General features: G+C 69.8%; 4 protein-coding genes. 3 read left to right on the forward strand and 1 reads right to left on the reverse strand.

Annotated features, from left to right (window positions below):
• The 3 genes from QZV94_RS24340 to QZV94_RS24350 form a co-directional block, all read left to right on the forward strand.
• A partial coding sequence (locus tag QZV94_RS24340) for a hypothetical protein (protein ID WP_293682961.1) occupies positions 1-437 on the forward strand: 437 nt, incomplete at its 5' end.
• 28 nt (positions 438-465) lie between these two features.
• Entirely contained in the window at positions 466-816 is a 351-nt protein-coding gene (gene arsC / locus QZV94_RS24345) for an arsenate reductase (glutaredoxin) (RefSeq protein ID WP_293682963.1), read from the forward strand.
• Positions 816-1,622: a hypothetical protein gene (locus QZV94_RS24350; protein WP_293682965.1), complete on the forward strand. Its 807-nt coding sequence runs from the start codon at positions 816-818 to the stop codon at positions 1,620-1,622. Before arsC ends, QZV94_RS24350 begins: the two co-directional genes overlap by 1 nt.
• A 58-nt stretch (positions 1,623-1,680) precedes the next feature.
• Here the strand turns inward: QZV94_RS24350 and QZV94_RS24355 are convergent, their stop codons facing one another.
• The gene (locus QZV94_RS24355) at positions 1,681-2,763 is read right to left on the reverse strand and encodes a Zn-dependent alcohol dehydrogenase (RefSeq protein WP_293682966.1); all 1,083 of its coding nucleotides are present in this window, start codon (positions 2,761-2,763) and stop codon (positions 1,681-1,683) included.
• Between the last annotated feature and the right edge of the window lie 62 nt (positions 2,764-2,825).

Below are 2,825 nucleotides of genomic sequence, written 5' to 3' on the forward strand. Positions count from 1 at the left end.
GCACGCATTGGGCCTGGCGGCGGCCGGTGATGGCAGCGGCGGCCACGCCTCTGCCGTCCGCGCCGCCGGCCACCGCCCTGGTGCGCGAAGCCGACGGTTCCCTGCGCTTCACCGCGAAGCCGCCGCCCGGCGCGCGCACGCTGGAGGTGCGCCTGAAGTCCAGCACCGCGGCGCGGATCACCAGCCTGGCCGGCGTACCCCTCGAGGTTGCGCTGGCGCCAGGCAAGTGGGTCACCGTCCACTGGCAGGCGCCAGGCGACGGGCTAGACCTGGCGATCAAGGCGAGCGCGCCCGGCCGGCTGGACGTCCGTTACATCGCGACTGTGGAGCGATGGCCGGAGGGGGCGGCGTCCCTCTCTCCGCGCCCCTCGGACCTGATGGCGTGGGACAACTCCGACTCGACGTTCATCACCGGAAGCCGCGCCTACGCTTGGTGATCGGCCCGCGAGCCGCTATCCCGGCGCCATGAGCGGCGTCACGATCTATCACAATCCCGCCTGCGGCACGTCCCGCAACACCCTGGAGCTGCTGCGCCAGAAGGGCATCGAACCCACGGTGGTGGAGTACCTGAAGGCCGGCTGGACCCGATCCCAGCTCGAGGACCTTCTGGCCCGTATGGCGGTCGGCGCGCACGAAATCCTCCGCGTGCGGGGCACCAACGCCGAGGCGCTGGGGCTGACCGACCCGGGCGTCTCGGACGAGGCGCTGATCGCGGCGATGATCATCGAGCCGATCCTGGTCAACCGGCCCATCGTCGTGACGCCCAAGGGCGCCGCCCTTTGCCGCCCGGCGGACCTGGTGCTGGGCCTGCTCTGATGTCCGCGGTGCGCGCGAACATCGCCAACCAACTCAAATCGGTCGTGGCGCGCTGGGCAGGCCCGCCATCGATGGACGAGCTGAACGGAGTCCTGCGCCTCCTGTGCAAGTGGCGGGGCTACGCCCTGGCCGAGACCTTCTTCCGCCACCACGGGACGATCATCTACAGCGGCCCCTTCCAGGGCATGGATTATGTGAGGAGCGCCACCGAGGGCGCGCTCGTCCCGCGCCTGCTGGGCACCTACGAGTCCGAGCTGCACCCGCACCTGGCGGCGTTCGCCCGGGCGGGACTGGACTGCGTGATCGATGTCGGCTGCGCGGAGGGCTACTACGCCGTAGGCCTGGCGCGGCAGATGCCGGGCGTCACCGTCCACGCTCACGACATCGACGCGAAGGCGCGCACGAGCTGCGCCGAGCTCGCCGCCAAGAACGGGGTGGCCGAGCGTGTGGTGATCGGCGGCGAGTTCCAGCCGGAGGATTTCGAGCGGTTCGCCGGCCGCCGGGCGTTGGTGATGGTGGACACCGAGGGCGCGGAACTGGACATCCTGCAACCGGACCGGGCGCCGGCGCTCAGCGGCATGCGGATCATCGTCGAGACCCACGACGGCCTGCGGCCCGGCGCGCTGGCCACGCTGACGCGACGCTTCGAGGCGACGCATCACATCGTGCGCGTCGACCAGGCGGGCAAGGTGTTCGACGCCCCGGCCTGGCTGAACGGGCTCGGCCATCTGGACCAATTGTTGGCCGTCTGGGAATGGCGCAGCTTCCCGACGCCCTGGCTGGTGATGACGCCGAAGAACGCCTGACCGGACGCGAAAACGCCCGGCGCAAGGCCGGGCGTTCCGTGGCTCCAGGCCGACCGCCTCAGGAGTCGAACACGATCACCGAGCGGGCGACCGCGCCGGTCTTCATCTCCTCGAAGGCCTCATTCACCTGGTCCAGGCGGATGCGGCGGGAGATCATGTCGTCCAGGTGCAGCTTGCCGGCCATATAGGCGTCCACCAGCCGCGGCATGTCCACCGGGAACCGGTTGGAGCCCATCAGCGAGCCCTGGATGCGCTTCTCGCCCAGGAAGGCGGCGCCCATCAGGCTGACCGACTCGCCGACCGGGATCATGCCGATGACGTTGGCGGTGCCGCCTCGGGCCAGCATGTTGAAGGCCTGCTCGGCGGTCTTGGCGAGGCCAATGGCCTCGAAGCTGTGCTGCACGCCGCCCTTGGTCATCTCCAGGACGGTCTTCACCACGTCGTCGCCGCCGAGGACGAAGTCGGTGGCGCCCATCGACTTGGCCAGGTTCTCCTTGCCCGGAGACATGTCGATGGCGATGACGCGGCCGGCGCCGGCCATGGCCGCGCCATTGACGGCCGCCAGGCCGACGCCGCCGCAGCCGATGACGGCGACGGTGTCGCCCGGCCGGACGTTGGAGGTGTGGAACACGGCGCCGACGCCGGTCATCACGCCGCAACCGATCAGGGCCGCGCGGTCCAGCGGCATGTCCTTGCGGATCGAGACGCAGGCGTTCTCATGGATCAGCATCTGCTCGGCGAACGACGACAGGTTGAGGTACTGCAACATTGGGCCGTTGGCGCCCGCAAGCCGCGGCTCGTCCTCGTCGCGGCGCTTGGTCTCCGGCGACACGCAGCGGGCCATGTGGCCGGTCACGCAGTGGTCGCAGTGGCCGCAGAAGGCCGAGAGGCAGGTGATGACGTGGTCGCCCGGCTTGACGGTGCGGACTTCCGAGCCCACGGCCTCGACGACGCCGGCGCTCTCGTGGCCCAGGACCGCCGGCACGGGGTGCGGATACTTGCCCTCGATGAAGTGCAGATCGGAATGGCAGACGCCGGCGGCGGCGGTCCGGATCAGCACCTCGCGCGGGCCCGGCTTGGAGATCTTCACGTCCTCGATTTGAAGCGGCTTACCCACTTCGCGCAGCACGGCGGCCTTCATGGCGTTCCCCTGATGAACCTTTGTTGGTGACAGCCTTATCGCCGTTCAGATGGGACCCTCAA

Source organism: uncultured Phenylobacterium sp. (assembly GCF_902826855.1).
Lineage (GTDB): Bacteria > Pseudomonadota > Alphaproteobacteria > Caulobacterales > Caulobacteraceae > Phenylobacterium.